At 69.7% G+C, this 2,441-nt stretch carries 3 protein-coding genes; all 3 read right to left on the bottom strand.

From position 1 onward, the window contains the following. Window positions 1-662, bottom strand: a 662-nt coding sequence (locus AB0J12_RS39550; protein ID WP_363269649.1) for an adenosylhomocysteinase, incomplete at its 3' end; no start/stop codon positions are given. Continuing rightward, complete coding sequence (gene metF, locus AB0J12_RS39555; protein WP_363269650.1) at window positions 652-1,551, bottom strand: methylenetetrahydrofolate reductase [NAD(P)H]; 900 nt, start codon at window positions 1,549-1,551, stop codon at window positions 652-654. The genes AB0J12_RS39550 and metF, both read right to left, overlap by 11 nt. After that, window positions 1,548-2,441: vitamin B12 dependent-methionine synthase activation domain-containing protein (locus AB0J12_RS39560; RefSeq protein ID WP_363269651.1), on the bottom strand; the 894-nt coding region annotated here is incomplete at its 5' end. The genes AB0J12_RS39560 and metF, both read right to left, overlap by 4 nt.

The raw sequence follows: 2,441 nt of genomic DNA on the forward strand, positions 1-2,441 counted from the left end.
AACTTCGACTTCGTCACCGAGTCGTTGACGTTGATCGCCGGGAACAGCAGCGTCCCGTCGCGCATCATCTCGTACAGGCGGTGGACACCCGTCGTCGTCTCCTCCGTGACACCGCGGATCTCGGAGGCGAGGGACGTCCAGTCGAGGGGGCTCGCCTGGAGCAGGGCGCGGATGACGGCGAGTTCCTCGTTGTCGGCGGCGGGCAGTGTGCCGCTCTTGCGGTATTCGACGCCCTGGTGGATGAGGAGGGTGGCGTCGCCGCCGTCGTCGAGGATCATGTTCGGGCCGGGGTGAGCGGGCCAGGTCAGTGCCTGCTCGGTGCACCACCAGTACTCCTCGAGGGTCTCGCCCTTCCAGGCGAAGACCGGGATGCCGGCGGCCGCGACGGCGGCGGCGGCGTGGTCCTGGGTGGAGTAGATGTTGCAGGAGGCCCAGCGGACCTGGGCGCCGAGGGCGACCAGGGTCTCGATGAGGACGGCGGTCTGCACGGTCATGTGCAGCGAGCCGGTGATGCGGGCGCCCGCGAGAGGCTGCGTTTCGGCGTACTCCTCGCGGATCGCCATCAGGCCGGGCATCTCGTGCTCGGCGAGGTTGATCTCCTTGCGGCCGAACTCGGCCAGGGACAGGTCGGCGACCTTGAAATCGGTGAACTCAGCGGACACGGGCGCTCCTTGTGATCTGCGTCGACAGCACGTTCCGATGGATGTCGAGGGCTGCGGTGGACTTGTTGAGCGTGATGTAGTGCAAGCCGGGCGCACCCTCGGCGAGGAGACGTCCGGCCATGGCGGTGGCGTGCTCCACGCCGATCCGGTGGCCCGCTGCGGCGTCGTCCCGGGCGCTTTCGAGCCGATGCGCGAGGTCTTCGGGGAAGGCCGCGTGGGACAGTTCGGCGAAACGGCGGATCTGACGGACGTCGGTGGCCGGCATGATCTCCGGGATGATCGGGATGTCACAGCCCGCGGCCGTGACCCGGTCGCGCAGCCGCAGGTAGTCCTCGACGTGGAAGAACATCTGCGTGATGGCGTAGTCGGCGCCCGCCCGGCACTTGGCGACGAAGTGCCGGACATCGCTGTCCCAGTCCGGCGAGCGGGGGTGCATCTCGGGGAAGGCCGCCACACCGATGGTGAACTCACCCAGCGAGCGCACCAGTTCCACCAGTTCACGGGCGTAGGTGAAGCCGTCCGGGTGCGCCGTCCAGGGGCCGTTCGGATCGCCGGGCGGATCACCGCGCAGCACCAGGACGTCCCTGATCCCCGCGTCGGCGTACTGGCCTATGATGTGCCGCAGTTCGGCCACCGAGTGCCCGACGGCGGTCAGGTGGGCGGCGGGCCTCAGGGTGGTCTCGGCGGCGATGCGCCGGGTGACCTCGACGGTCCGTTCGCGCGATGAGCCGCCGGCGCCGTAGGTGACGGACACGAAGGTGGGGGAGAGGGATTCGACGCGGCGTACGGAGTTCCACAGGGCGCGCTCACCCTGGCCGGTCTTCGGCGGGAAGAACTCGAAGGAGAACGAGGGAACGCCGTGTGCCAGCGCCTCGCGCACGGAGCTCATGATCGGCCTCCCGCGTTGAAGTAGCTCGCCTGGGGGTGGTGGACGACGATGGCGTCCGTGGACTGCTCGGGGTGGAGCTGGTATTCCTCCGACAACTGCACCCCGATGCGCTCCGGCCGGAGCAGGTCCGTGATCTTGGCGCGGTCCTTCAGGTTCGGGCACGCCGGGTAGCCCAGGGAGTAGCGGCACCCCTGGTACTCGGTACGGAACATCCCCTCCAGGGCGGCCGGGTCGTCCCCGGCGATGCCGAGCTCGGAACGCACGCGCGCGTGCCAGTACTCGGCGAGGGCCTCGGCCAGCTGGACGGACAGGCCGTGCAGCTCCAGGTAGTCGCGGTAGGCGTCGGCCTCGAACAGCCGCGCGGTCTCCTCGCCGATGCGCGAGCCGACCGTCACCACCTGGAGACCGACGACGTCCCGCTGCCCGGACTCCTCCGACCGGAAGAAGTCGGCCAGGCACAGCCGGCGGCCGTGTCCCTGACGGGGGAAGGTGAAGCGGGTGCGCTCCTCGCCCTGCTCGTCCAGGATGATCAGGTCGTCGTTCTTCGACACGCACGGGAAGTAGCCGTGCACGACGGCCGCCTCCAGCAGGTTCCCGGTCCGCAGCCGATCCAGCCACATCCGCAGCCTGGGCCGGCCCTCGGCCTCGATCGTGTTGCCCTTGAGCCCCCATTGGCCCTTGAACAGGGCGCCCTCGTCGAGCCAGGACGCGTACTCCTTGAGCTGGATGCCCTTGATCACGCGGGTGCCCCAGAACGGCGGGGCGGGCACCGGGTTGTCGACGGCGACGTCGGACCGCACGTGCCCCTCCTCCGCTCGCTCCTCGACCTCGACCGTCGCCGCCTTGACCCGGCGCTGCTTCAGCTCGGGCAGCCTGACGCCGGGAACGCC

The sequence above is a fragment of the Streptomyces sp. NPDC049915 genome (genome assembly GCF_040656475.1).
GTDB lineage: Bacteria > Actinomycetota > Actinomycetes > Streptomycetales > Streptomycetaceae > Streptomyces.